Source organism: Undibacterium sp. JH2W, from assembly GCF_049340425.1.
In the GTDB taxonomy this organism is placed as follows: Bacteria; Pseudomonadota; Gammaproteobacteria; order Burkholderiales; family Burkholderiaceae_D; genus Undibacterium.
The window spans coordinates 1-251 of record NZ_JBMPOT010000118.1 but is presented as its reverse complement, the minus strand read 5'-3'; the positions used below and the strand labels follow the sequence as shown (position 1 = coordinate 251).

Here is a 251-nt window from a genome sequence, read left to right as displayed (position 1 = left end):
GGCTCTAAAAGAATTAGGGATACATCAGGAATTCAGTGCGCCTGGCAAGCCTTGGCAGAACGGGAGAATTGAGCGTTTGTTTTTAACGCTCAAAGAGAAATTGAATCTGACCACGCCTGTCAATGGCTGAGGTATCCTGACTTTTTCGGACATTCCTGTTTGTTAAAATAAACGATCAGGAGAAATAATGAAACAGAAAAAAAGATATACCCCGGAATTGCGGGAAGAAGCGGTGAAACTTGTATTGGCGC

1 protein-coding gene is annotated in these 251 nt (G+C 43.0%); it reads left to right on the top strand.

Annotation, left to right across the window (positions count from 1 at the left end):
* Positions 1-19: 19 nt before the first annotated feature.
* Positions 20-130, top strand: coding sequence for an integrase core domain-containing protein (locus ACO0LC_RS29375; protein ID WP_423009823.1), 111 nt, complete (start codon positions 20-22; stop codon positions 128-130).
* Positions 131-251 lie beyond the last annotated feature (121 nt).